This window comes from Streptomyces himalayensis subsp. himalayensis (assembly GCF_013778455.1).
GTDB classification, from domain to species: domain Bacteria; phylum Actinomycetota; class Actinomycetes; order Streptomycetales; family Streptomycetaceae; genus Streptomyces; species Streptomyces himalayensis.
Map to the genome: position 1 here is coordinate 123,476 of NZ_JACEHE010000001.1, position 24,705 is coordinate 148,180.

The 24,705-nt window shown below is 70.3% G+C and carries 25 protein-coding genes and 1 pseudogene; 16 read left to right on the forward strand and 10 right to left on the reverse strand.

What is annotated here, in order from left to right; translation table 11 throughout:
- Nucleotides 1-55: 55 nt before the first annotated feature.
- Both dapE and H1D24_RS00595 read left to right on the forward strand, forming a co-directional pair.
- Nucleotides 56-1,135, forward strand: a complete 1,080-nt coding sequence (gene dapE, locus H1D24_RS00590; protein WP_181655323.1) for a succinyl-diaminopimelate desuccinylase — start codon at nt 56-58, stop codon at nt 1,133-1,135.
- 260 nt (nt 1,136-1,395) lie between these two features.
- Nucleotides 1,396-2,148, forward strand: a complete 753-nt coding sequence (locus H1D24_RS00595) for an LOG family protein (RefSeq protein WP_181655324.1) — start codon at nt 1,396-1,398, stop codon at nt 2,146-2,148.
- Between the two features lie 2 nt (nt 2,149-2,150).
- Here the strand turns inward: H1D24_RS00595 and folP are convergent, their stop codons facing one another.
- Nucleotides 2,151-3,011 carry a dihydropteroate synthase gene (gene folP, locus H1D24_RS00600; RefSeq protein WP_181655325.1) on the reverse strand — a complete coding sequence of 287 codons (861 nt, stop codon included), beginning with the start codon at nt 3,009-3,011 and terminating at the stop codon, nt 2,151-2,153.
- A 258-nt stretch (nt 3,012-3,269) separates the two neighbouring features.
- Here folP and H1D24_RS43900 point away from each other — a divergent pair.
- Both H1D24_RS43900 and H1D24_RS00610 read left to right on the forward strand, forming a co-directional pair.
- A pseudogene (locus tag H1D24_RS43900) lies at nt 3,270-3,581 on the forward strand (DivIVA domain-containing protein); the annotation flags it as partial.
- Nucleotides 3,582-3,808: 227 nt separating this feature from the next.
- Complete coding sequence (locus H1D24_RS00610; RefSeq protein ID WP_181655327.1) at nt 3,809-4,387, forward strand: DNA-3-methyladenine glycosylase I; 579 nt, start codon at nt 3,809-3,811, stop codon at nt 4,385-4,387.
- A 140-nt stretch (nt 4,388-4,527) separates the two neighbouring features.
- Here the strand turns inward: H1D24_RS00610 and chcB are convergent, their stop codons facing one another.
- Nucleotides 4,528-5,331 (reverse strand): 2-cyclohexenylcarbonyl CoA isomerase, encoded by an 804-nt coding sequence (gene chcB / locus H1D24_RS00615; RefSeq protein ID WP_181655328.1) that lies wholly within the window; start codon nt 5,329-5,331, stop codon nt 4,528-4,530.
- A 320-nt stretch (nt 5,332-5,651) separates the two neighbouring features.
- Between chcB and H1D24_RS00620 the strand changes: the two genes are divergently transcribed.
- Nucleotides 5,652-5,819 (forward strand): DUF3117 domain-containing protein, encoded by a 168-nt coding sequence (locus H1D24_RS00620; RefSeq protein WP_003966491.1) that lies wholly within the window; start codon nt 5,652-5,654, stop codon nt 5,817-5,819.
- A gap of 93 nt (nt 5,820-5,912) precedes the next feature.
- Here the strand turns inward: H1D24_RS00620 and H1D24_RS00625 are convergent, their stop codons facing one another.
- Nucleotides 5,913-6,611, reverse strand: a complete 699-nt coding sequence (locus H1D24_RS00625; RefSeq protein ID WP_181655863.1) for an O-methyltransferase — start codon at nt 6,609-6,611, stop codon at nt 5,913-5,915.
- A 142-nt stretch (nt 6,612-6,753) separates the two neighbouring features.
- On the opposite strand from H1D24_RS00625, the gene sigE reads away from it, so the two are divergent.
- The 5 genes from sigE to H1D24_RS00650 all read left to right on the forward strand — a co-directional run bounded on the left by sigE (nt 6,754) and on the right by H1D24_RS00650 (nt 12,220).
- Nucleotides 6,754-7,560, forward strand: a complete 807-nt coding sequence (gene sigE / locus H1D24_RS00630) for an RNA polymerase sigma factor SigE (RefSeq protein ID WP_181655329.1) — start codon at nt 6,754-6,756, stop codon at nt 7,558-7,560.
- Entirely contained in the window at nt 7,557-8,504 is a 948-nt protein-coding gene (locus tag H1D24_RS00635; protein ID WP_181655330.1) for an anti-sigma factor family protein, read from the forward strand. The genes sigE and H1D24_RS00635 overlap by 4 nt, the downstream gene beginning before the upstream one ends.
- A gap of 198 nt (nt 8,505-8,702) precedes the next feature.
- Entirely contained in the window at nt 8,703-10,652 is a 1,950-nt protein-coding gene (locus H1D24_RS00640) for a trypsin-like peptidase domain-containing protein (protein WP_181655331.1), read from the forward strand.
- Between the two features lie 243 nt (nt 10,653-10,895).
- Nucleotides 10,896-11,342 carry a sec-independent translocase gene (locus H1D24_RS00645; protein WP_181655332.1) on the forward strand — a complete coding sequence of 149 codons (447 nt, stop codon included), beginning with the start codon at nt 10,896-10,898 and terminating at the stop codon, nt 11,340-11,342.
- Between the two features lie 221 nt (nt 11,343-11,563).
- A complete protein-coding gene (locus H1D24_RS00650) occupies nt 11,564-12,220 on the forward strand; it encodes a hypothetical protein (protein ID WP_181655333.1) in 657 nt (218 codons plus the stop codon).
- A gap of 232 nt (nt 12,221-12,452) precedes the next feature.
- Here the strand turns inward: H1D24_RS00650 and H1D24_RS00655 are convergent, their stop codons facing one another.
- The 3 genes from H1D24_RS00655 to H1D24_RS00665 form a co-directional block, all read right to left on the reverse strand.
- On the reverse strand, nt 12,453-13,586 hold the full coding sequence (locus H1D24_RS00655; RefSeq protein WP_181655334.1) for an Mrp/NBP35 family ATP-binding protein: 1,134 nt from the start codon (nt 13,584-13,586) through the stop codon (nt 12,453-12,455).
- A 66-nt stretch (nt 13,587-13,652) separates the two neighbouring features.
- Nucleotides 13,653-14,213 (reverse strand): DUF1003 domain-containing protein, encoded by a 561-nt coding sequence (locus H1D24_RS00660; RefSeq protein WP_181655335.1) that lies wholly within the window; start codon nt 14,211-14,213, stop codon nt 13,653-13,655.
- On the reverse strand, nt 14,203-15,525 hold the full coding sequence (locus H1D24_RS00665; protein ID WP_181655336.1) for a magnesium transporter MgtE N-terminal domain-containing protein: 1,323 nt from the start codon (nt 15,523-15,525) through the stop codon (nt 14,203-14,205). The genes H1D24_RS00660 and H1D24_RS00665 overlap by 11 nt, the downstream gene beginning before the upstream one ends.
- A gap of 211 nt (nt 15,526-15,736) precedes the next feature.
- Here H1D24_RS00665 and H1D24_RS00670 point away from each other — a divergent pair, with 211 nt between their 5' ends.
- A complete protein-coding gene (locus tag H1D24_RS00670; RefSeq protein ID WP_181655337.1) occupies nt 15,737-16,489 on the forward strand; it encodes a hypothetical protein in 753 nt (250 codons plus the stop codon).
- 147 nt (nt 16,490-16,636) lie between these two features.
- Here H1D24_RS00670 and H1D24_RS00675 read toward each other — a convergent pair whose 3' ends face one another.
- The 3 genes from H1D24_RS00675 to H1D24_RS00685 form a co-directional block, all read right to left on the reverse strand.
- Complete coding sequence (locus tag H1D24_RS00675) at nt 16,637-17,287, reverse strand: DUF4230 domain-containing protein (protein WP_181655338.1); 651 nt, start codon at nt 17,285-17,287, stop codon at nt 16,637-16,639.
- Between the two features lie 174 nt (nt 17,288-17,461).
- Nucleotides 17,462-17,968 carry a hypothetical protein gene (locus H1D24_RS00680; protein ID WP_181655339.1) on the reverse strand — a complete coding sequence of 169 codons (507 nt, stop codon included), beginning with the start codon at nt 17,966-17,968 and terminating at the stop codon, nt 17,462-17,464.
- A gap of 332 nt (nt 17,969-18,300) precedes the next feature.
- Nucleotides 18,301-19,458, reverse strand: a complete 1,158-nt coding sequence (locus tag H1D24_RS00685) for a magnesium and cobalt transport protein CorA (RefSeq protein WP_181655340.1) — start codon at nt 19,456-19,458, stop codon at nt 18,301-18,303.
- A 513-nt stretch (nt 19,459-19,971) separates the two neighbouring features.
- On the opposite strand from H1D24_RS00685, the gene H1D24_RS00690 reads away from it, so the two are divergent.
- The 4 genes from H1D24_RS00690 (at nt 19,972) to H1D24_RS00705 (ending at nt 23,101) form a co-directional block, all read left to right on the forward strand.
- On the forward strand, nt 19,972-20,556 hold the full coding sequence (locus tag H1D24_RS00690; protein ID WP_181655341.1) for a suppressor of fused domain protein: 585 nt from the start codon (nt 19,972-19,974) through the stop codon (nt 20,554-20,556).
- A 109-nt stretch (nt 20,557-20,665) separates the two neighbouring features.
- Nucleotides 20,666-21,307, forward strand: a complete 642-nt coding sequence (locus H1D24_RS00695; protein WP_181655342.1) for a DUF6758 family protein — start codon at nt 20,666-20,668, stop codon at nt 21,305-21,307.
- Nucleotides 21,308-21,434: 127 nt separating this feature from the next.
- Nucleotides 21,435-22,295: a PHP domain-containing protein gene (locus tag H1D24_RS00700; protein WP_181655343.1), complete on the forward strand. Its 861-nt coding sequence runs from the start codon at nt 21,435-21,437 to the stop codon at nt 22,293-22,295.
- A 200-nt stretch (nt 22,296-22,495) separates the two neighbouring features.
- Nucleotides 22,496-23,101: a MarC family protein gene (locus H1D24_RS00705; RefSeq protein ID WP_181655344.1), complete on the forward strand. Its 606-nt coding sequence runs from the start codon at nt 22,496-22,498 to the stop codon at nt 23,099-23,101.
- A 178-nt stretch (nt 23,102-23,279) separates the two neighbouring features.
- Here the strand turns inward: H1D24_RS00705 and H1D24_RS00710 are convergent, their stop codons facing one another.
- Entirely contained in the window at nt 23,280-23,432 is a 153-nt protein-coding gene (locus tag H1D24_RS00710; RefSeq protein WP_181655345.1) for a DUF8834 family protein, read from the reverse strand.
- Nucleotides 23,433-23,697: 265 nt separating this feature from the next.
- Between H1D24_RS00710 and H1D24_RS00715 the strand changes: the two genes are divergently transcribed.
- Nucleotides 23,698-24,612, forward strand: coding sequence for an NYN domain-containing protein (locus H1D24_RS00715; protein ID WP_181655346.1), 915 nt, complete (start codon nt 23,698-23,700; stop codon nt 24,610-24,612).
- Nucleotides 24,613-24,705 lie beyond the last annotated feature (93 nt).

Here is a 24,705-nt window from a genome sequence, read left to right on the forward strand (position 1 = left end):
GAGAGTCACGAGGGCGCCGACAGGCCGGTTCCGCCCAGGGCGTTAGGGTCACAGCATGGACAGCTCCCCGCTTGACCTCACGCTGGATGCCGCGAAGCTCACCGCTCAGCTCGTCGACTTCCCGTCCGAGAGCGGCCAGGAGAAGCCGCTCGCCGACGCCGTGGAGGCGGCGCTGCGCGCGCTGCCGCATCTCACGGTGGACCGGTACGGCAACAACGTGGTGGCGCGTACGCATCTGGGGCGCTCGGAGCGGGTGATCCTCGCCGGGCATATCGACACCGTGCCGATCGCGGACAACGTGCCGTCCCGGCTCGACGAGGACGGCGTGCTGTGGGGCTGCGGAACCTGCGACATGAAGGCGGGCGTGGCGGTGCAGCTGCGCATCGCGGCCACCGTGCCCGAGCCCAATCGGGATCTGACGTTCATCTTCTACGACAACGAGGAGGTCGAAGCCCATCTGAACGGCCTGGGTCATGTGGCCGACGCCCACCCCGACTGGCTCGAGGGTGACTTCGCGATCCTCCTCGAGCCCTCCGACGGGCAGGTCGAGGGCGGCTGCCAGGGCACGCTGCGCGTCCTGCTGAAGACCAAGGGCGAGCGGGCGCACTCGGCGCGCAGCTGGATGGGGTCCAACGCCATCCACGCGGCCGCCCCGATCCTCGCCCGCCTGGCCGCGTACGAGCCGCGCTACCCCGTGATCGACGGGCTCGAGTACCGCGAGGGCCTCAACGCCGTCCGTATCGAGGGCGGCGTGGCCGGCAACGTCATTCCCGACGAGTGCGTCGTCGCCGTCAACTTCCGGTACGCGCCGGACCGCAGTGAGGCGGAGGCCCTTGCGCATGTGCGCGAGGTCTTCGCGGACTGCGGTGTCGAGGAGTTCGTCGTCGACGACCACAGCGGCGGCGCGCTGCCCGGCCTCTCGCACCCGGCCGCCGCGGCCTTCATCAAGGCCGTCGGCGGGACCCCGCAGCCCAAGTACGGCTGGACCGACGTCTCCCGCTTCAGCGCCCTCGGCGTCCCCGCCGTCAACTACGGTCCCGGCAACCCGCACCTGGCGCACAAGCGCGACGAGCGCGTCGAGACCGCGAAGATCCTCGCGGGCGAGGAGCGCCTGCGCGCCTGGCTGACGGCCTGAGCGGTCCTCGCCGGTCCGCGGGCCATCTCGTGGCCTGTCATGTGTCCCTCGGGGCTCCGACCGGGGTCTGTGGCGGGGGCCGACCCTGGTCCGTGCCCGGGGTCGACCGTGGTCAGTCCCCGTGGTCCGTCCCCGAGGTCCGTCCCTGTGGGCCGTCCCTGGTGTCGCTCCGCAGTTCGTCGGACATGCCGTGTTACGGCGTTCGTAACGCCCGTAGACCTACGCTGGTGCGGCAAGACCGTCAGCGGAAGGGGACGTACATGGGGAATCCGGAAGGGCAGGGTCCGCCACCGGAGGAGCAGCGCCTCGGGCCGGTGGTGCGGCGGCGCCAGCAGGTCAAGCCCGGCACGACCGACCAGCGGCTGCTGGACACCGTCGGCGATTCCGACTGGGTGCACACCGATCCCTGGCGGGTCATGCGCATACAGTCCGAGTTCGTGGAAGGCTTCGGCGCCCTCGCCGAGCTTCCCAGCGCGATCAGCGTCTTCGGTTCTGCGCGCACACGACCGGGCGAACCCGAGTACGAGGCCGGTGTACGCCTCGGCAAGGGCCTCGCCGAGGCGGGTTTCGCGGTGATCACAGGCGGCGGGCCCGGCGCGATGGAGGCCGCCAACAAGGGAGCGCGGGAGGCGGGCGGCATCTCCGTCGGCCTCGGCATCGAGCTCCCCTACGAGGAGGGCCTGAACCCGCACGTCGACATCGGCGTCAACTTCCGCTACTTCTTCGTCCGCAAGACGATGTTCGTGAAGTACGCGCAGGGGTTCGTGGTCCTGCCCGGCGGGTTCGGCACCCTCGACGAACTGTTCGAGGCGCTCACCCTCGTCCAGACCCGCAAGGTGACCCGCTTCCCGATCGTCCTGTTCGGCTCGTACTACTGGGGCGGCCTCGTCGACTGGCTGAACAAGACGGTGATCACACAGGGCAAGGCGTCCCAGCGGGATCTGCTGCTGTTCCACGTCACGGACGACGTGGAGGAGGCGGTGGGGCTGGTGACGAAGGAAGTGGGCCGCTGAGCTCAGGCGAGCCCTCGGCGGGCGACCGCCGGGGGCCGGTGGCCCGCGATGGACGCCACCATGTCCAGCACCTGCTTCGTCTCCGCCACCTCGTGTACGCGATAGACCTGGGCGCCCAGCCACGCCGAGACGGCCGTCGTCGCCAGGGTGCCCAGGACCCGCTCCTTGACCGGCTTGTCGAGGGTCTCGCCGACGAAGTCCTTGTTGGACAGCGAGACGAGCACAGGCCAGCCCGTCTCCACCATCTCGCCGAGCCGGCGCGTGGCCTCGAGGCTGTGCCGGGTGTTCTTGCCGAAGTCGTGCCCCGGATCGATCAGTACCGACTCGCGAGGCACCCCGAGAGCCACAGCCCGCTCGGCCAGACCCAGGGTGACCTGCAGGATGTCGGCCATCACGTCGTCGTACCCGGTCCGGTGCGGGCGCGTCCGCGGCTGCACGCCCCCGGCGTGCGTGCACACCAGGCCCACGCCGTGCCGCGCCGCGACCTCGGCCAGCTTCGGGTCGACTCCGCCCCACGCGTCGTTCAGCAGATCCGCGCCCGCCCCGCAGACCGCCTCGCCGACCTCGTGCCGCCAGGTGTCGACGCTGATGATGACGTCGGGGAAGCGCCTGCGCACCTCGGCCACGAAGCCGACCGTGCGGCGCGCCTCCTCCTCGGCCGTCACCTCCTCCCCGGGACCGGCCTTGACCCCACCGATGTCGATGATGGCAGCGCCCTCTGACACCGCCTGCTCGACGCGGGCCAGCGCGGGCTCGTCCCGGAACGTGGCGCCCTGGTCGTAGAAGGAGTCCGGGGTCCGGTTCACGATCGCCATGATCACCGGCTCGTGCGCCTCGAACTCGCGCCTGCCCAGCCTGAGCATCCCCTGTGACCCTCCTGATCGGATTTTCCTGTTCGGCCGCCTGCGACCTTAACTGTCAGCGTCGCATGGCACGATCGGACTCTGACGGTTTCGAGGCCTTGGCTTCGTGCCGGCGGTGTCTGCGCGCGGGCATTCCGTTCGGGACGTTCCGTACGGAACATTCCGAGCGGGCTTTTCGTACGGATATGTCGTACGAGCGGTTATGGGCAGTACGAGCAGTTTTCAGCAGTCGGCATCGGAGCGTGGGGGCCCGGAGAGATGGTCTTGTTCTTGTTCTTGGTCATCGCGCTCGTCGTGGTGGTCGCGGCGGTGACGCTGGCCGTCGTGGGCGGCGGCGACAGCGCCGCGCTGCCGGAGGCGCCACCCGAGCGGCTCGCGGACCCGCTGCCCCCGGACCGCCCGGTGGGCCGCGCCGACGTGGAGTCGCTGCGCTTCCCGGTGACCGTCCGCGGCTACCGCATGGCGGACGTGGACGACGCGCTGGGCCGCCTCGGCGCCGAGCTGGCCGAGCGTGACGCGAGGATCGAGGAGCTCGAGACGGTGCTGGCCGACGCCCGCACACGTTCCGCCGGCGGGTTCGCTGAGCCCTCCGGCGGGTTCGCTGAGCCCTCCGGCGGATTCGCTGGTCCTGGCGGGTTCGCAGAGCCTTCCGGCGGATTCGCGCGCCCCGGCGGTCGCGCAGGCTCCGGCGGCCCCGGCCTGTCCGAGCTGTACGGATCCGGGCCTGATCCGTACGGCGCCAAGGCCCCCGAGGACACCCCCGGCCGTCCCGGCCGTCCGACGCCGGAGGACGACCGATGACCGGCGCCGCGCTGGCAGGCCCCGACGGAGTGCTGCGCTGCCCCTGGTCCCTGTCCGCCGAGGAGTATGTGGCGTACCACGACGAGGAGTGGGGCCGCCCGATCCACGGCGACGACGCGCTGTACGAGCGGCTGTCCCTGGAGGCGTTCCAGTCGGGGCTGTCGTGGATCACCATTCTGCGCCGCCGTGAGGGTTTCCGCGCCGCCTTCGCGGAATTCAAGATCGCGTCGGTGGCGGCCTTCACGGACGCCGACCGCGAGCGCCTGCTCGCCGACCCGGGCATCATCCGCAACGGCGCCAAGATCGACGCGACGCTCGCCAACGCGCGCGTGCTCGCCGACTGGTCCCCTGGAGAGCTGGACGCCCTGATCTGGTCGTTCGCACCGGATCCGGCGTCCCGCCCGATCCCGCGCTCCCTCGCGGACGTCCCCGCGGTCACGGACGAGTCGACGGCGCTGTCCAAGGCCCTCAAGAAGCGCGGCCTGCGCTTCGTCGGCCCGACTACGGCCTATGCGCTGATGCAGGCCTGCGGCCTGGTCGACGACCACCTGGCGGACTGCGTCGCACGCCGTTGATTTCAGCCCGTCCGGCGATTGAGGACGAGCGATTGAGGACGAGCCCGTTAGGGCGACGAAGGGGTCTGGGGGCCGAGCCCCCAGTTTCGGGAAGGGGCGGGACCGGGGAAAGCCCCGCAGGGCCTCAGCCACCCACCTGCCTAGCGACCGAGATACGTCGGCTTCGCCTTCTCCACGAAGGCCTGCACGGCGATCGCGTGGTCCTCGGAACCGCCCGCCCGGGTCTGGAGCTCGTCCTCCTTCTCCAGCGTCTCGTCGAGCGAGTGGGACGCCCCGTACGCGACCGACTCCTTGAGCGCCGCATACGCCAACGTCGGGCCCTCGGCCAGCGCCCGGGCCACCTTCTGGGCCTCGGCGGCCAGGTCGGCCGCCGGTACGAGACGGCTCGCGATGCCCAGCTCGTACGCCTCCTGCGCCTTGATGGTGCGGGGGAAGAGCAGCAGGTCTGCGGCGCGGCCCGGTCCGACGACCCGGGGCAGCGTCCAGGAGATGCCCGAGTCGGCGGTCAGCGCGACCCCGGCGAAGGAGGTGTTGAAGCTCGCCGTGTCCGCGACGACGCGGTAGTCGGCGGCCAGGGCGAAGCCGAAGCCGGCGCCGGCGGCGACTCCGTTGATGCCCGCCACCACGGGCTTCGGCATACCGGTGAGGGCCCTGACGATGGGGTTGTAGTGCTCGCGAACCGTGTTCATGGTGGCGCCCGTGCCCGCCTCGCGGTCCGCGGCCAGCAGGCCGATGTGCTCCTTGAGGTCCTGGCCGACGCAGAACGCCCGGTCCCCGGCGGCCGTGAGCAGCACGGCGCGGACCGCCTCGTCCCGGGCGGCCGACTCGGCCGCGTCCCGCAGGGCGACCTTGGTCTCGGCGTTCAGCGCGTTCATCGCCTCCGGGCGGTTCAGCGTGATCGTCGCGAGTCCGTCGTGCACTTCGTAGAGCACGGTGTCGGCCATGGCGGGCCCCTCCTTGTAGCGGCTCGGGCGTCGTTCTCGGCGCCCCAGGACAGCATGTCGGAGATCATCCGGCGTGGGCATGTGACCTGCGTCAAAGAATTCCGCTCCGGCCGAACGCGCGATTCGGAGCAGTATCGCAACCACATCGCCGAATTGAGTGGTTTTGCGAAAGTGCGTTGCCCAAGCGATGCCTACCGATGTTGGTCATCGGGTCGTGAGATGCGGGATAATGGCCTGGAAGCAATGTGTTCGAGGCCGGTGAGGCGTGCCCTTCGTGGGCCGACGGCTGACGATGAGCGGTTTCAGGAAGGGGAACGAGCATGGCGGCCATGAAGCCGCGGACGGGTGATGGCCCGCTCGAGGTGACCAAGGAGGGGCGGGGCATCGTCATGCGCGTTCCGCTCGAAGGCGGCGGACGGCTTGTCGTCGAGCTGACCCCGGACGAGGCCGACGCGCTCGGCGACGCCCTCAAGAAGGTCGTCGGCTGACGTAGAACGCCCATACCTTTTTGCAGCTGCCCCGGCATCGTATGTCGTGCCGGGGCGGAGCTGTATCAGGGGGTCTTTCCCATTTCTTGACCGCTATTTCTTGACGGCGCAGAGCAGCCCGTCGCCCACCGGCAGCAGCGAAGACACCAGGTCCTGGCTCTCCCGCACCGCGCGCAGCAACTCACGCTGGCGCAGCACCTCGGCCGGCTGCGGGCCCGGGCCGATCGTCCGGCCGTCGGAGAAAACGCCCTCGAAACAGACGAGACCGCCGGGGCGCAGGAGCCGCAACGATTCAGCGAGATAGTCGAGGTACTCCATGCGGTCGCCGTCGCAGAAGACCAGGTCATAGCCGCTGTCCGCGAGCCGCGGCAGTACGTCGAGGGCGCGGCCGGGGATGAACCGGGCCCGGTTGCCGGCGAAACCGGCGGCGCGGAAGGCCTGGCGCGCGAACTGCTGGCGCTCCGGCTCGGGGTCCACCGTGGTCAGAACTCCGTCGGAGCGCATCCCGTGCAGCAGATGGATTCCGGACACCCCGGTCCCGGTGCCGATTTCGGCCACGGCCTTGGCGCCCACGGTGGCGGCGAGCATCCGCAGCGCGGCGCCCGTGCTGGGCGACACCGAGCGCAGCCCTGCGTCCCGGGCCCGGTCGCGGGCCCAGAGCAGTGCTTCATCCTCGGCGACATAGGCGTCGGCGAACGCCCAGCTCGTCTGCCGGTAGCCGGTAATGGCCCTCTCCTGTCCCCGTAGTTGCCTGGCCGTGACTGTAGCCGTTGGCCCCGGGAACCCGCAGATGGGACCGGGCGTTTAGAGGGGTGGGAAGGGGACGGGGGGCAAGCGGATGGATCAGGACGGCAAGCAAGTCCAGACGCAAGACCAGAAGCGCACACCAAATTCACGGAAAAGCGCTTATACGGAGCTAACGGGCGAGGTGGCTATGGTAGGGGCTCCACTGGACACCACCAGAGCCGACAGGGGAGGTGCGGCTGCGCCTGTGGATCGGAGAGGAGCGTTTCGGCGCTTTCTCAGGTCGGCGGGTGAGCCGAAATCCGTGATTGACACCGCTGACCGATTCCGCACCCAGCCCTTCAAGGGCATGGGAGGTGCGTCCACCGCTGAATCCGCTCAGACCGCGACCTTCGCCGCCGATGCGGATTCCCAGGCGTGGACCCCGCCCACCTGGGAGGAGATCGTCAGCACCCACAGCGGGCGGGTCTACCGGCTGGCGTACCGTCTGACCGGGAACCAGCACGACGCCGAGGACCTCACCCAGGAGGTCTTCGTCCGCGTCTTCCGCTCCCTGTCGACATACACGCCGGGCACCTTCGAGGGCTGGCTGCACCGCATCACGACGAACCTGTTCCTGGACATGGTCCGCCGCAAGCAGCGCATCCGGTTCGACGCCCTCGGTGAGGACGCGGCGGAGCGGCTGCCCAGCCGCGAGCCCACTCCGCAGCAGGCCTTCCACGACACGCACTTCGACGCCGATGTCCAGCAGGCCCTGGACACCCTGGCGCCCGAGTTCCGCGCCGCCGTCGTGCTGTGCGACATCGAAGGACTGTCGTACGAGGAGATCGCCGCGACTCTGGGCGTCAAGCTCGGTACCGTCCGCAGCCGGATCCACCGTGGCCGCTCGCAGCTGCGCAAGGCCCTCAAGCACCGGTCGCCCGAGGCGCGTGCGGAGCGTCGCTCCGTCGCCGCGACCGCAGTCCCCGCTCTGGGGGGAGGGGGCGCGACCGCGTGAGTGGATCACGTCCGACACCCGCAGAGCAGCATCTCGGAGACCGGCTCGCCGCCCTCGTCGACGGCGAGCTCGGCCATGATGCACGCGAGCGTGTGCTCGCACATCTCGCCACCTGTCCGAAATGCAAGGCCGAGGCCGACGCCCAGCGACGGCTGAAGAACGTCTTCGCGGAAGCCGCCCCTCCGCCGCCCTCCGAAACCTTCCTCGCACGCCTTCAAGGGCTGCCCGGAGGTGATGACAGCGAAGGAGATCCCTTCGGCGGGGGAGGTCTCGGGGGGAACGGAGTCTTCGGAGTAAGGCAAGGGGCGTCCTTCCGGTACGTCCCCTCGGCCGGCCACGCCGGAGTGCTCCCCGGTGAGGACCGTGGCTTCCGCATCCATGACGTAGGCCGTCACGACAGCCGCTCCGCGTCGCGCGGACGGCGATTCGCGTTCGCCGCCGCCGGTGCGGTGTCGCTGGCCGCGATCGCGCTGGGCGGGGTGTCCGCGGGCGAGCCGGCGGGGACCGCCGACCCCCGTGGCGGCTCGGGCCCCGGCCCCAATGTGACACCTGTCCGTACGCAGAGTGCGGGCGTCGTCGGTGCTCCCGATTCCCTGCGTCGCCGCAACAACGGTCCCCTGCTGGGGCAGGGACAGCGGCTGGGCGGTGCCCTCTCGGGTCCTGTGGACTCCACGGGGATCGGTGCCCCGCTGCTGCCCGGGCCGCCCTCACCGGCTTTCGGTACGGGGCTCGGCACAGGGCAGACGCTGTACCCGCTCATGGCGCCGCTCATGGCCGGTGGCGCCGTCATGTCCCCGCTCATACGTCCGGTGCCGCCCGCCCTCATGGTGACGGCTGACGCACCCGCGGCGCTCATGGGCCCCACGAGTCCGGTGTGGGAGCTTGCCGCGACGCCGGTGCCGGCACCCTCGTCGACCGGTACGCCTACGTCACCCCTCGGCTGACCCTGCTCTGCGCCAGGGCACCCCTCGCTCTGAGTCCGGCTGAACCTTGCTCTGCGCCGGGGCGCCTGAACCTGGTTGAATCGCGGGGTGGGCCGCGCCGGCAGGGACATCGACGGGCGCGGAGTTGACGATTTCGGTCCGCGGTGATCACCGCGGCGCTGCCCCGCGGACCGCCGCGGGCCGGGGTGTGGGGAGAGCATGGACGAGGGGAAGCCCACGAAGCCGAAGTGGTGGAGCCACCCCCGGCCACATGTGCCGGGCGCCGGCGCCGAGCCGCAGGCGGCGGGCGGTGACGTCCGACAGGGGCAGGGTGGCGGGTATGTTTCGGAGGGCTCCGGCGGGGGTGCCGAGCCGCGGGCGCTGGGCGGTGAGTCGTCCCCGCAGGGGATGAGCCACGAATCGCAGCCGGCGCTGGGCGGGGACCGCACCGAGGCGGCGGTCGTGGACGTGCCAGCGGGCCCGGGCAGCGGGGACGCGCCCGAGGCCGTGGGCGCCGATTCCGCTAGTGCGGTGGACGATCGGGACCCGGCGCAGGGCACCGCGGCGTACGGCACCTCGGGCCATGACGCCCAGGCGCTCGGTACCGCCGCGCACGACACTGCCACACCTCCGTACGGCACTCCCACACCTCCGTACGGCGGTCTGCCGTCGGCCGTGCCCGCGCGGGGACCCAGCCCGCAGCCCCCGCACCACCCGCAGCACCACCTTGCCCAGGCCTCCGTGCCGCCGCAGGGTTCGGTCGCACCGCAGGTGGCGCCGCAAGGCCCCGTGCCGCCGCAGGCATCTGGATCCCAGCAGCTGCCGCCGCAGGCCCCTGTCCCGCAGCAAGCGCCGCCCCAAGGCCCCGTCCCCCAACAAGCGCAACCCCACATCCCTCACGGTCAGCCCCAGGAGTCCCAGCCCCCGCCCCAAATCCCTCAGGGCCCCCAGCCCCAGCCCACAAGGGTTTCGGGTGGGCCCTGGCAGCAGTACGACCCCTGGCGGGCCGCGCCGCTGCAGCAGAACGGATCCGTGCAGGTGTCCCCGGAGCAGCGGCGGAAGCGGGCCAGGAGGGTACTGGTCATCGGGTCCGCGCTCATCGCTCTCGTATCGGGCGGTGTGGGCGGCGCGATCGGTGCCTACCTGGAGCGCAATGGCGGAGTGAGCGAGGTCCAACTCCCGCAGGCCGACGCGGAGTCATCGGACCGTGCCCCGGGCAGCGTCGCCGGAATCGCGGCCAGCGCGCTGCCCAGCGTCGTGACGCTCCATGTGAGCGGCGCCGAGGAGCAGGGCACCGGTACCGGGTTCGTCCTCGACGGCAAGGGCCACATCCTCACCAACAACCACGTCGTGGAGCCCGCGGGCACCGGCGGAGACATATCGGTGACATTCAGCGGGGGCCAGACCGCCCAGGCGGAGGTCGTGGGACGCGACAGCGGCTACGACCTCGCCGTCGTCAAGGTCTCCGGCGTGAGCGGCCTCAAGCCGCTGCCGCTCGGGAACTCCGACAACGTCCGGGTCGGCGATCCGGTCGTGGCCATCGGAGCCCCCTTCGACCTGGCCAACACCGTGACGTCCGGCATCATCAGCGCCAAGGAGCGGCCCATCACGGCGGGCGGCGAGAAGGGCGACGGCAGCGACATCTCGTACGTCGACGCCCTGCAGACGGACGCACCCATCAACCCCGGCAATTCGGGCGGACCTCTGGTCGACTCCAAGGCCCGCGTCATCGGCATCAACAGCGCCATCCGGTCCGCCGACAGCGGATCGGGTCTGGACGGCGGCCAGGCCGGATCGATCGGGCTGGGCTTCGCCATCCCCATCAACCAGGGCAAGCGGGTCGCCGAGGAGCTCATCAACACCGGCAAGGCGACGCACCCTGTGATCGGCGTCACGCTCGACATGGATTACTCGGGCGACGGCGCCCGCGTCGCCGCGAAGGGCAACGACGGCGGCTCGCCGGTCAATGAGGGCGGCCCCGGAGACAAGGCCGGGATCACGGCGGGCGACGTCATCACCGAGGTCGACGGCCAGCGCGTTCACTCGGGCGAGGAGCTCATCGTGAAGATCCGTGCCCATCGCCCCGGCGACCGCCTGGAGCTGACCCTGAAGCGCGACGGAAACGAGAAGAAGGTCACACTGGTGCTCGGCTCGTCGGAGGGCGACTGAGGGCCGCCCGGACGACCGACGGCTGCCCGAGGGCTGTCCGGCGGTCGTTCGAGCAGACACCGGCTGACGGCGGCCGTCCGGGCGGTGCCTGCGAGCCGGCTGTGAATTCCCCGCGAATCGGCCGTGCATATCAATCCGGGGCGCCCGGGACAGTACCGGATCGACGGGATCGGCGGGTACCGTGGAGCCGGTCCGGACCACGCACGACCTGCCGCGGGCCGAGGACATCGCAAGGAGCTGAAGGTGTTCAATGACATAGGACCACTCGAGCTGGTGACGCTCGTCGTCCTTGCCGTGCTGGTCTTCGGCCCGGACAAGCTCCCCAAAATGATCCAGGACGTCTCGCGGACCGTCCGTAAGATCCGTGAGTTCTCGGAGAGCGCCAAGCAGGACATCCGGGAGGAACTGGGCCCGGAGTTCAAGGACTTCGAGTTCGAGGACCTCAACCCCAAGACGTTCATCCGCAAGCAGCTGGACAACGACGACCTGGGGCTGAAGGAGATCCGTAACGGCTTCGACCTCAAGAAGGAGATGGCCGAGGTCGCGGACGCCGTGCACGGTCGCGACAGCGACTCCGGCACCGCCTCGTCCGGTTCGTCGGGGGCCGCCGGCGGCAGCGTCGACATGACCAAGAAGCGCCAGAGCCTCGAACGGGACGAGCGCCCGCCCTTCGACGCCGACGCGACCTGAGCCGGTGCGCGCGGCGCGGCCCGTGCGCTACGCGCCCGGTTTGTCCGGTACGCCATTCGGTCTATAAACATTTCCACCGGTACGACCCACGTATTTCCGGCATACCGAACTCCCGGAACCGGTGTGGCTATCCTGCCTTGTTGTTGTACGGACTGGACGTGAGGTCGCCCGTGGGGGGCGGGCCGCCCCGGTCCGACGAGAGCGAGGAGGCGTCCGGCCAGATGGAGACGACAAGTCGGGTAGGCGCGCAGCCGCCGACCGTGGAGGGTGGACAACAGGCCCTCGCCGACCGGGAGACGGTCGAAGATTTCCTGCTGGCGCCCTTCCCCTGGTACGGCCTGGACGAGGCCTTCACGGGTCCGCGTCGGCTGCTGGGGGTCGGCACCGCCGCCGATGGTTCCGTGGAACACGGTTCGATCGCCCATGGCGACGAGCCCACCGTGCGCGGCGATGCCGCGGAGGGCAAGGAGCGCTTCACGGTCGTGGTGACCATCGCGGCGAACCCCGTACGGCGCAGCGCTGACGGGACCGGGCTGCTCGAGGCGACCTCGGTGTCCTCCGCGGCCTGGCTCGCCGGGGTCGGTCTGTTGTCGGTCACCTGGCCGGCCCAGATGGATCACACGCTGCGCGACGACTGGCTGGAACAGCAGACGGAGACCGCATGGGCGCTCGCGGACGACCTCACGGGGGCCGCGTGGTCGACGCTGTCGCTGCCGGTCGACGGGGTGCCGACGCCGTTCCACTACCGCGAGTCCGAGTTCGGGTGGGTGCTCGCCGGGTCCACGCCGGAAGGGGTGCATGTGGGGGCGTATGGGCGGGGGATGAGTGCGTATGGGGTGGGGTTCTCGATGATCAAGGACATCGCGACGTACGCGTAGCCTTTGCGGCTGGCTGAAACGGAACGGGGCGCCGTCGCGTGACGGCGCCCCCTTCCGTTTCAGCTGGCGTGCCCCCTACCCGGGGCAGGGGTCATGTCTCAGCGCGCCCGCCGTCGTGGGTTGTGCCCACCCTCCCCCATTGCCTCAAGGGCATGGGAGGTACCCCCATCGCCTGGGGGCACCTCCCAGCGTTAGCTGGGGGAGGAACGCCTGCCCACAACGCTTACAGCGGCTAGAACTTGTTCCTCGGCGTGATGCCCAGGGACATGCCCGACAGGCCTCGCTGGCGGCCGCCCAGTTTGCCGGCGATCGTGCGGAGGGCCGTGCCCGCCGGGGAGTCCGGGTCCGTCAGGACGACCGGCTTGCCCTCGTCGCCGCCCTCGCGCAGGCGTACGTCGATCGGGATGGAGCCGAGGACCGGGACGTTCGCACCGGTGGTCTTCGTCAGGCCGTCGGCGACCCGCTGGCCGCCGCCCGTGCCGAACACGTCGACCATCTCGTCGCAGTGCGGGCACGGCAGGCCCGACATGTTCTCGACGACGCCGACGATCTTCTGGTGCGTCTGGACGGCGATGGCGCCGGCCCGCTCGGCGACCTCGGCCGCCGCCTGCTGGGGCGTGGTGACGACGAGGATCTCGGCGTTCGGGACGAGCTGCGCGACCGAGATCGCGATGTCGCCCGTGCCCGGCGGCAGGTCGAGGAGCAGGACGTCCAGGTCGCCCCAGAAGACGTCCGCGAGGAACTGCTGCAGCGCGCGGTGCAGCATCGGACCGCGCCACACGACGGGCGCGTTGCCCGGCGTGAACATGCCGATCGAGATGACCTTCACGCCGTTCGCGGACGGCGGCATGATCATGTTCTCGACCTGGGTCGGACGTCCGTCGACGCCCAGCATCCGGGGCACGGAGTGGCCGTAGATGTCCGCGTCCACGACTCCGACCTTCAGCCCGTCCGCCGCCATCGCGGCCGCCAGGTTCACCGTCACCGAGGACTTGCCGACGCCGCCCTTGCCGGACGCCACCGCGTACACGCGCGTCAGCGAACCCGGCTTGGCGAACGGCACCTCGCGCTCGGCCTGACCGCCGCGCAGCGACGAGGCGAGCTCGCGGCGCTGCTCGTCGCTCATCACGTCCAGCGACACGTCGACGCGCGTGACGCCCTCGACCGCCGAGACCGCGTCCGTCACGCGCTTCGTGATCGTGTCGCGCATCGGGCAGCCGGAGACCGTGAGGTAGACGGCGACCGCGACGGCACCGTCCTCACCGATCTCCACAGACTTGACCATCCCCAGTTCGGTGATGGGTCGTCCGATCTCGGGGTCGTTCACCGTCGCCAGTGCTGCACGCACCGCGTCTTCCGTAGCCATACGCACGATGGTACGGCGCCGGGCCCCGCCGCCGGAAAGGCCCTCAGCGGTCGCTTAGGTCACTTGTCAGGCGTCGCCGAGATCACGTTGGCGCCCGCCGTCAGGACGGATGAGGACCTGCTGTTCCTCGAGGTCCCTGATCAGGTCCTGGATTTCGGAGCGGATCCAGTCGCGCGTAGCCACCTCTCCCAGGCCCATGCGCAGCGCGGCGATCTCGCGCGTGAGGTACTCGGTGTCCGAGATGGAGCGCTCGTTCTGCTTGCGGTCCTGTTCGTACTGGACGCGGTCGCGGTCGGCCTGGCGGTTCTGTGCGAGCAGGATGAGCGGGGCGGCGTAGGAGGCCTGCAGCGAGAGCATCAGCGTCAGGAAGATGAACGGGAACTCGTCGAAGCGCAGCCCCGCCGGGCCGAGGACGTTCCAGGTGACCCACACGATGATGGTGACGGTCATCCAGGAGATGAACCGCCAGGTGCCGAGGAACCGGGCGATGCGCTCCGACATCCGCCCGAAGGCCTCCGGGTCGTACTCGGGCAGCACCCTGCGGCGCTGGGGCAGCGGCTGGTCGAGGCGGAACCTGGGCTGCCGGGGCGCCTCGGTGCGGCTCTCGGAAACGCGGTCAGGCGCCACCGCCGACCTCCCCGGCCATGTGGAACTCCGTCTCCCGCCAGTCCTCCGGCAGCATGTGGTCGAGCACGTCGTCCACCGTGACCGCGCCGAGGAGCGATCCGCTGTCGTCCACGACGGGCGCAGCCACCATGTCGTACGTCGCGAAGAACCCTGCCACCTCGGGCAGCGCGGTGTCGGGGGAGAGCGCCTGTGGATCCTCGTCGAGCAGCGCGCCCACCAGCGTGAACGGCGGGTCGCGCAGCAGCCGCTGGAAGTGGACGGTGCCCAGGAACTTGCCGGTCGGAGTCTCGTCCGGCGGGCGGCACACATAGACCTGGGCGGCGAGCGCGGGCGACAGGTCCGGGTTGCGGACGCGCGCGAGGGCGTCGGCGACCGTCGCGTCGGGCCGCAGCACGATCGGCTCGGTCGTCATCATCCCGCCCGCCGTGCGTTCCTCGTACGCCAGCAGTCGGCGCATGTCGGCGGCGTCGTCCGGCTTCATCAGGTTCAGCAGCCGCTCCTGGTCGTCCTCCGGCAGCTCGGAGAGCAGATCGGCCGCGTCGTCCGGGTCCATGGCCTCCAGGACGTCGGCGGCGCGCTCCTCCTGGAGCTTCCCGAGGATCTCGATCTGGTCGTCCTCGGGCAGCTCCTCGAGTACGTCGGCGAGCCGGTCGTCGTTCAGGGCTGCCGCGACCTCGGCGCGGCGCTTGGCGGACAGGTGGTGCAGCACGTTCGCCAGGTCGGCGGGGTGCAGCTGTTCGAAGGTGGCCAGCAGGCTCTCGGCGCCCTGGCCCGTCTCCTCGAGTGAGAAGCCCGTGACGGCCGACCACTCGACAGTGAGCGTCTCGCCCTTGTGCCGCCGGAACGCGCCGCCCGCCCGCCTGCCGGCGCTCGACCAGGAGAGTCCTCCGCGCTTCTCCGGCTCCTTCCGTACGAACACACGGTCGATCTCCCAGTCGCGCCGGGCCGGCAGCGAGTGGATCGCCACGTCGAGGACGGTCACCTCCTCGCCCGTCTCGACGAGGCGTACCCGGCGGTCGAGCATCTCGCCGAGGACGAGCCGCTCGGTCGGCCGCTGCTCGAAGCGCCGTACGTTGAGGACCCCGGTGGTGATGACCTGTCCCGACTCGATGCCGGTCACCCGCGTCATGGGGAGGAAGATCCGGCGGCGGCTGGAGAGTTCCACGACGAGCCCGAGGAGCCGCGGCGGCCGGCGCCCGACCCGGAGCATGGCGACGAGATCGCGCACACGCCCCACCTGATCGCCGTTCGGGTCGAAGACGGAGACACCGGCGAGATGCGAGACGAAGATTCTGGGGGCGCTCGCTGCCATGCCACGCGCCTCCTTTTCGCACCGATTCGTCCCCTGTTATGGGCTTCAGGCTAGCCCGTCCAGGTCGAATGCGCCCTGGTGGGCGGTCCGGACGGACTGACTCCGATACGGCGAGGAGGCACAGGTACGCTGCCGTACGCCGTCGTGGACAATCGCATGAGAGGCAGCCCCACCTGTGTCTGCATTTCGCCTGGGTCGCATCCGCAGGGCCATGGGGGTATCGCCCTCGCCCTTCAGGCGATGGGGTCTTGTCGGCACGATGTGCGCGGGGCTGGTCGCCATGGGGGGTGCGCTGACGGGCTGCGGCAGCGAGGACCCGGACGCGGGCACGAACGGTGTCGGAAAGCTGTCCGCGACGCAGATCCAGGCCAAGACCCGCAAGGCCGCCGAGGCCGCGGCCTCGCTCCGGCTCTCCGGAAAAGTGGTGGTGAGCGGCCGCACGTACAAGCTCGACATGCGCCTCAAGGACGAGGGCGGCAGCGGATCGGTCACCACGAAGGGCAGCACGTTCTGGCTGCTACGGGTCGGCGCGCACCTCTATCTGAAGGCCGACGCGCAGTTCTGGACCCAGGACGAAGGGGCGGACGACGCCGAGTCGGCCGGTGCCGCCGACAAACTCGACGGCATGTACGTGAAGGTGCCGCAGGGCGACCCCTCGTACAAGCAGCTCAGCGGCTTCACGGACAAGGACGTCCTGCTCGACGGCCTGCTGTCGCTGCACGGCACGCTGGCCAAGGGGGATCACGGGACCGCGGACGGGGCCCGCACCATCGAGATCACCGGGGACAAGGGCGCGGGCGGCACGCTCGCGGTGTCCCTCGAGGGCAAGCCCTACCCCCTCCTTCTCGAGCGCGCGGGGAACGCCGGCACGCTCGAACTCTCCGAGTGGGGCAAGGAGTTCAAGCTCCAGGAGCCCACGGACAAGCAGATGGTGGACTACGGGAAGCAGCTGCCCCGATCGTAGCGGCGGTGGCCCTCATGCCGGCCGCGGCCCGAAGGCGTACGTCCCGTCGGTGCGGCAAGTGCGTGAAAACGGCGCCCGATGCGGTGCCCTGCCACTGCGTACGCGACGAGTGCGCCCGTGTGCTGAGGATCACATCGTCCACGTCGCTCACGCATCGCCATAGGTGACCTTCACCTCCTCGAACCCGAGGGAGCGCAGCAGGCCGTCGAGCATGCTGGTGGTGTTCTTCTCCGCGCGCGCCGTCAGTCCGCTCTCCTCGGCCGCGTCCGCGATGTGCCGCACCGCGAGCCGCTGCACGGCCCGCTCACCGTTGGGGTTGTCGGAGAAGAGGTCACCGAGGCGGTCCAGCAGGCCCCGCTGCTTGGACACGGCGTACGAGCGGTCCGCGTCCAGCGCGGGTTTGCCCAGCCGGGCGTGCGGCAGCTTGAGGGAGGCCACCGTGCGGTCGTCGTTGACGACGACGTCGTCCTTCCCGATCTTCCCGAGGTCGACATAGGCGTCCACGGTGCCCGCGCCGACGTACAGGGTCCGTGTCCCGCGGATCGCGTCGGGCAGGAGCCGGGCGTCCTTCTCCAGGTCCACGACCACCTGGAAGTTGCCCGATGCCGCGTCGTAACGGCTGATGTCCTGAAGGGACTTGAGGAGCGCGGGGCCGGAGCGGTCGTGGGTGTCCTCCGCGAATAAGTCGCCGGGTCCCGGCAGCAGATCGAAACGGCTCACGGTGAACAGCGCGGCGAAGACCAGCACGGCAGCGCCGGCCACACGGGCCCACCAGGTCACACGTTTGCCAGACGTCATGGCGGCGGTACTCCCTTCCCCCTCCATGAGTGCCCGCAGCACGCGCGATCAGGCACCGGACGCGCTGGTCGGCTGGATGTCGCCGGTGGGGCCCGGGACCGGGAGTCCCGATGGCGCCTGGTCGGCTGGACATCGCCGCGGGGACCGGCCTCCGGCTTCGGCGACGCGCGCGGGCTACCGGCGCTTCCGGCGGAGGAGAAGGCGGGGCAGCGCCGCCGGGATCGGGTGGCGGGTCGTCGCCCCGCTGGGCAGGGGCGCAGCGGCCAGCGAGCCGTCGGGCAGGTCCGCCGTCGTCCCCAGCGGCTCCAGGCGCAGTACGCGGCACTCGCGCGCCCAGCGCTCAGGCATCGCCTCGCCGTCCGGTGCGTTCAGCCGCTTGCCCTTGAGCTCGGCGACGGCCGCCTCCCACTCGGGCGAGCCCGCCGGGAGTTCCGTGATCTTCGCGGCCCACTCGACGATGCGGCCGCCCTTGTCCTTGCTGCGCACGGTGACGGTCGCGGTGCCCCCGTCGGCGAGACCCGGGAGCGGCTGCTCGCCGGGACCATCGCCGACCACATGGGCGGCGCCCTCGTGCCACGCGTGCCACAGCGCCCGGGCCGGGCCGCTGCCCTGCACCCAGATCAGCCCGGACTTCTTGGTGGCCTCCTCGACGAGGGCCTGGTCGAGCAGGGGTTCCGTCATGGGACCAGCCTAAGCGGCCCCGGGGAAGTGCGGGCCCGCCCCCACGCCGCCCGGCACGCTCCCCCACTGCCTTAAGGGCGTGGGAGGTGCCCCCACTCGCCGCACCGGCCAAAGGCCCAAGTAGCTCCTTCCCCATTGCCTTAAGGGCCTGGGAGGGGCCCCCATCGAGGGCCTTCGTCCGGCACGCCGAGAGCACGCACCGGCTGTTGACACAAGCCGCTGCCGCGGCGGGCGCGGGAACGCACCCGCACTTCCCCGGCACCGCTTAGTGAGGCCCGGGCGCCGGGGGACAACCACGTCCGTCGACAGCCGGCCGCCTCGAGTCGGCCCGCTCACAGCCAGCCGTTCCTCTTCAACGTGCGGTGGATGGTCAGACAGATGCCCACCGTCACCCCGAGCACCAGCGGGTACCCGAACTTCCAGTGCAGCTCCGGCATGTACTCGAAGTTCATGCCGTACACACCGCAGACCATGGTCGGCACGGCGATGATCGCCGCCCAGGACGTGATCTTGCGCATGTCCTCGTTCTGCGCGACCGACGCCTGCGCGAGGTTGGCCTGCAGGATCGAGTTGAGCAGCTCGTCGAAGCCGACGACCTGCTCCTGCACGCGCGCGAGGTGGTCCGCCACGTCCCGGAAGTACTTCTGGATGTCCGGGTCGATCAGCCGCATCGGCCGCTCGCTCAGCAGCTGCATGGGCCGGGCGAGCGGCGCAACCGCCCGCTTGAACTCCAGGACCTCACGCTTGAGCTGGTAGATCCGTCCGGCGTCGACACCGCGCGACACTCCGCCCTTGCGGCCCGGCGTGAACACCTCGGTCTCGACCTCGTCGATGTCGTCCTGCATGGCGTCGGCGACCGCGAGATAGCCGTCGACGACATGGTCGGCGATGGCGTGCAGCACGGCCGATGGTCCTTTGGCGAGCAGCTCGGGCTCGTCCTGCAGCCGGTGGCGCAGCGCGCGCAGCGACCCCTGGCCGCCGTGCCGCACGGTGATGAAGAAGTCCCGGCCGGTGAAGCACATGACCTCACCGGTCTCCACGATCTCGCTGGTCGCGGTGAGTTCGGCGTGCTCGACGTAGTGGATGGTCTTGAAGACGGCGAACAGCGTGTCGTCGTAGCGCTCCAGCTTGGGCCGCTGGTGGGCGTGGACCGCGTCCTCGACGGCCAGCGGGTGCAGTCCGAACTCGGCCGCGATACCGGCGAATTCGGCCTCCGTGGGCTCGTGCAGCCCGATCCAGGCGAAACCGCCGTCGCGGCGGACCTGGAGCATCGCCTCGTGGGGCGTCACGGTGTCGTCACAGGTGACGCGGTGGCCGTCGCGGTAGACGGCGCAGTCGACGACCGCGGAGGGCGTCGAGGCGTCACGGGTCGTGTCGTACGCGCTGTGGCTTCCCCCAAGCTCTCGGCTTCGCTCGAGCAGGGGGGAGCCCCACCGCTCCTTGCGCGGTGAGGGGCGGACCGCGGCTCGCAGGTCACGGATCATCGACATGGGCAGGCTCCTTCGCAACAGAGCCGCCGGCGACGGGTGGAACTACCCGGAATGAGGACGTCCGGACTTCGATGTTTGGCTCGTCCACAAAGCGGGGAGCACCGCATCGTCGCGGTGGCAGCTTCGCCGCTGACTCAGATCAGCAGTACTGAGATCAGCGGTACTGATACAGATCAGACAGATCAGGCGGAAACGAAGTGCTCTTCCGTCGAGCGCCGGAAATGCGCGCGCAGGGTGGGACAGCTTGCGAAGCAGACAGCTCGCGAAGCTGTGTGACTCAGCGGCCGGAAGAGCGGGTGGTACTGCACGGTCGACTTCGGTCCATTGCAGCCCCACCTCCTCCGGCCGGTCCCCCGTAGGGGATGTCCCACGCGGTCGGGGCGCGGGAGCGACTCCAGCTGCTGCTGCGAGGGGCCCCGTCTGTGTGCTTCCCGACCGGCGGCTCAGCTTATCAGCGAACTGAAGTGTCAAGTCGCAAGTTTGCCCGTCACTGACGAGTTCTATGCTCGCCGCATGGCTGATGTTCTTGCTCTGGTCGAGGCTCGTTTGCGCACTGCGCTGGGCGAACCGGACGCCCGTGCTGCGGTGACGTTCCTCGGAACGGACCGCATCGAGGTCCTGAGGTTCACCGAGGGAGACATCGTGAGATACGCCACGCTCGGGATGTCCGCGGTCCCCATGGCCGACCCCACCTCTCCCCTGGCGGACCCGGTCAAGGGCCCGCGCGCGGAGCTCCTCCTCTCCGTACGGGCGGGCCTCGCCGACACCGACAAGGTGCTGCGCCCGCTCGCTGTACTGGCCGCATCGCCCCAGGTCGAAGGGGTGATCGTGGCCCCGGGCGCCTCGCTCGACGTGGGCGAACCGCTGTGGCCCGGTGCTCCGTTCACCTCCGTGCTGGTGGCGGAGTCCGGCGGCCTCGTCGAGGACCTGGACCTGGACGCGCCCCTGGATCCCGTACGTTTTCTGCCGCTGCTCCCGATGACGCCGAACGAGGCCGCGTGGAAGCGGGTGCACGGCGCGGGGGCGCTCCAGGAGCGGTGGCTCGGCAGCGGGACGGACCTGCGTGATCCGCTGCGCAGGACCGTCCCCCTCGACTGAGAACCGACCCTTGATCATGTGACCTGAATCTGAATCGGTCGGCGGTCGCGCACTCCGGACGGGTGATCGTCCTTGACGCGGCGACGGCCGGGGAGGACCGTTGAGCCCTATGAGGGGCGAACCCAGTTGCCCGAAGTGTGGTGGCCGGGTCAGGGCTCCCGGACTCTTTGCCGACTCCTGGCAGTGTGATGTGCATGGGACCGTGCACCCGCTGCAGCCCGTGATCCCGCCCAGCGTCGAGGCCCTCAGCGTCGTGGTGCACCGTGCGCAGGTCCCGGTGTGGATGCCGTGGCCGCTGCCGGTCGGCTGGCTCTTCACGGGGGTGGCGTCCGCTGGTGACGACCGCACCGGCGGGCGCGCGACCGCGGTGGCCTGTTCCGGGCCCGGACCGCTCGGCGGTATGGGCGAGTTGGTGCTGGTCGCCGAGGAGCTCGGCGTCGGGCTCGGCGCGCGGTACGCGGGCATCGAGGGCCCGGACCCCGGCCCCTACCTGGACGTCGAGAAACCGCCCCAGGCCAAGGTCCTCGCCGCCGGCAGGCCGACCCCGCTCTGGCTTGTGGCCGGTACGCCCGACGACCGCGCCGTCTTCGCGGGCGAGGCCCGCGGGCTCTGGCTGTGGGCGGTCGTGTGGCCGGAGCAGTCGGGCCTGCTGATGTACGACGAGCTGGTGCTGACGGATCTGCGCGAGGCGGGAGCGGAGATGGACCTGCTGCCGTGCGGGGCCCTGACACCGCGGATTCTGTCGCCGTGAGACACTTGAGCGCCTTCGCGTACGGTGGAGGCCGGCGGCTCTGACCGCAGCCATCAAGTGAGCAACCACCGCGGCGAGCAACCACGTCCGCGAGAGCGGCGCCGGTTCAGGCGCAAGGAGGGGTGTCGTGCGCATCGATCTGCACACCCACTCCACCGCCTCGGACGGCACGGACACCCCGGCCGACCTCGTCCGCAACGCGGCGGCCGCCGGCCTGGACGTCGTCGCGCTGACCGACCACGACACCACCCGCGGGCACGCCGAGGCGATCGCCGCCGTGCCCGCCGGCCTGACGCTCGTCACAGGCGCCGAACTCTCCTGCCGCCTGAACGGCGTGCCCCTGCACATGCTGGCGTACCTGTTCGACGCCGAGGAGCCCGAGCTGTTGCGCGAGCGCGAGCTGGTGCGTGACGACCGGGTGCCGCGGGCGAAGGGCATGATCGCCAAGCTCCAGGAGCTGGGAGTCCCGGCCACCTGGGAGCAGGTCGCGCGTATCGCGGGCGACGGCTCGGTGGGGCGCCCGCACATCGCGGAGGCGCTCGTCGAGCTCGGCGTCGTCTCCAGCGTCTCGGACGCGTTCACGCCCGACTGGATCGCCAACGGCGGACGCGCGTACGTCGAGAAGCACGAGCTCGACCCCTTCGACGCCGTCCGGCTGATCAAGGCCGCGGGCGGCGTGGCCGTCTTCGCGCACCCGCTCGCCGTCAAGCGCGGGGAGGTCGTCCCCGAGACCGCGATCGCGGAGCTCGCCGCCGCCGGACTCGACGGCATCGAGGTCGACCACATGGACCACGACGAGGCGACCCGCGGGCGCCTGCGGGGGCTCGCCGCCGAGCTGGGGCTGCTGACCACCGGGTCCAGCGACTACCACGGCAGCCGCAAGACGTGCGTGCTCGGCGAGTTCACCACCGACCCCGAGATCTTCGGGGAGATCACGCGACGGGCCACCGGGGCGTTTCCCGTCCCGGGCACCGGCGGACGCCTGTAGTCCCCGCGGCCCGCACCGCATGCTGCGCGGCCCGCACGCGCACATCTGCGCGCACTCCGCGTACCACACCACACACCGCCTGATTCCGCGGCGCCAGCGCCGCGCCTCAAGCTCCACCTGGTACGGCTCGGCGGCGGTAAGTCCGTCCGTCGGCCCCCAGCGCCTTTCGTACGCCCGACCCGACACCCCCAAGGCTTTCCGTGTTCGATCTCGCCGTCTTCGGCTCCCTCTTCCTCACCCTCTTTGTGATCATGGATCCCCCGGGGGTCACCCCGATCTTCCTCGCGCTGACCTCGGGCCGTCCCGCCAAGGCGCAGCGGAAGATGGCGTTCCAGGCCGTGTGCGTGGCCTTCGGGGTGATCGCGGTGTTCGGCCTGCTCGGTCACCAGATCCTGGACTATCTGCACGTCTCCGTGCCCGCGCTGATGATCGCGGGCGGTCTCCTGCTCCTGCTGATCGCACTCGACCTGCTCACCGGCAAGACCGACGAGCCGAAGCAGACCAAGGACGTCAACGTCGCACTCGTACCGCTCGGCATGCCGCTGCTGGCCGGTCCCGGCGCCATCGTCTCGGTGATCCTGGCGGTGCAGAAGGCCGACAGCCTCGGTACGCAGCTCTCGGTGTGGGCGGCGATCGTGGCGATCCATCTGGTGCTGTGGGTGGTGATGCGCTACTCGCTGCTGATCATCCGCGTGATCAAGGACGGTGGTGTGGTGCTGGTGACGCGGCTTGCGGGCATGATGCTCTCCGCCATCGCCGTGCAGCAGATCATCAACGGCGTCACGCAGGTGATCCAGGGCGCCTGAGCTGCGCCCTGCGTCCGCGTCCGAGCCTGTGGCCGTACGCGCAGGGCCCCCGTACCCATGTGTACGGGGGCCCTGAAGTGCTGTGCAGCGTCGTCGATGCGGCGTCATCGGCGGCGTCGATACGACGGGTTACGAGCTGTCGCGGCGCCTTACGGATGCGTCGCGAGCCGGTACGGCGTTATGAGGCCGAGGCTTCGGCCGGTCGGATGTACAGGCGCTGCCCGATGGCGGCGGCCTGCTGCACGATCCGCTTGACGGAGGCGGCGTCTACGACGGTGCTGTCCACGGCGGTGCCGTCGACGTCGTCAAGGCGCATGATCTCGAAGCGCATCAAGGCTTCTCCCTTCGTCTGGTGATCCTCCTGAAGGAGAACTGCTGTGATCCGGGACACAAGTCTGGCCCCGGGCTGAGGCTGGGCAGTTGCCCGACCGTTAAGAGTGGATTGCGTGGCTACAGTGCATCGCGTTCCGAATAGTCACAACACGTTGCATGGGGCCAACATTCCCTACGCTAAGGAAATTTTTCGAGAGCCTAAGTACGGCCCGTACGTGGACCGCTTGTGCTCTCTCCGTGACCAGGCGGACAATGAGGCGCATATGAACGACGAACCCGTGGGACGCGACGGACCTGCGGCGCTTGGCGCCCGCATCGACCGCACCAACGAGCTGCTCGAGCGCATGCTCGCCGAGGTGGCGAAAACACCGTCGACCCACGCGATCTTCGTCGACGCCGGCTATCTCTACGCGGCCGCGGGCCGCCTCGCCGCCGGCACGGAGGACCGCAGGGCCTTCGACCTCGACGCCGAAGGGCTCATCGACGCACTGATCGACAAGGCCCGCTCGATCTTCGCGGACAGCCGGCTGCTGCGGGTGTACTGGTACGACGGCGCCCGCCGTCGTATCCACACCGCGGAACAGCAGTCGATCGCGGAGCTACCGGACGTCAAGGTACGGCTCGGCAACCTGAACTCCAACAACCAGCAGAAGGGCGTCGACTCCCTGATCAGAAGCGATCTGGAGTCACTGGCACGCCATCGGGCGATCAGCGACGCGGCGCTCATAGGAGGTGACGAGGACCTCGTGCCCGCGGTCGAGGCGGCGCAGGGTTACGGGGCACGTGTCCACCTCTGGGGCGTCGAGGCGCCGGAGGGCCGCAACCAGGCGGAGCCGCTGCTCTGGGAGGTCGACAGTCAGCGCACCTTCGACCTCGAGTTCTTCAAGCCGTACATCACACGGCGAACCGTTCCTTCGTATGAGACGCCGTCGGTGCCGCGGCCGACACGCGAGGAGGTGCGGTTCGTCGGCGCCCGGATCGCGGCGAAGTGGCTGTCGGCGCGGGGGCGGGAGAGCCTGGCGGAGCTGCTGCCCGGGCATCCGTATCTGCCTGGTTCGTTCGACCAGGACCTGCTGGTGGAGGCGGAGGGGCTGCTGCAGTACTCGCTGCGCGGCCAGTCGGACCTGCGGCGGTCGCTGCGGGACGGCTTCTGGGAGCACCTGCAGGCGCAGTACTGAGGCACGCGGTGCGGGTCCCGTGCTTCTGAGGTGGCGCTTGTGTGGTCCGGTCCCGCTTCTGAGTCGATGCCTGCGCTGCAGGCCCTGTTCTGA